The organism is Haematobacter missouriensis (assembly GCF_000740775.1).
Classification (GTDB): Bacteria; Pseudomonadota; Alphaproteobacteria; order Rhodobacterales; family Rhodobacteraceae; genus Haematobacter; species Haematobacter missouriensis.
Window position 1 is genome coordinate 1 of sequence record NZ_JFGS01000130.1, and the last position, 371, is coordinate 371.

At 65.2% G+C, this 371-nt stretch carries 1 pseudogene; it reads left to right on the forward strand.

Going from position 1 to position 371, the window contains the following annotated elements:
• A pseudogene (locus CG51_RS18965) lies at window positions 1–371 on the forward strand (flagellar biosynthesis protein FliA); the annotation flags it as partial.

The following is a 371-nucleotide window of genomic DNA, read 5'->3' on the forward strand; positions in this document are numbered from 1 at the left end:
CCGCTGCCGCCCGCGCGGGATGCGGCGGAAGCGGACCGGCGCCAGCTCTTCTTTGACCTGATCGAGGATCATCTCGATACGATCTATGACACCGTCAGGCGCGAGTTGACCTATCTCGAATGCAGCGGATCGGTACCGGAGGGATATCTGAGCGTTCGCGGTCTCTTCGATGCGACGATCCTCAAGGGGCTGGCCCGCTTCGAGGATCGGCCTTCGGAGTTTTCCGTCGGCGACTGGCTGAAACGGCTGGCTTTTGAGACCATCGAGGAAGAATCCCGCGCCGCCCGCCGCGCGGTGCCTGAGGATGCCGCCTCCATCGAGGCGGAACCCGAGGCCCCGGCGGAGGATCCGACCGAGGCGGATCAGGCGAT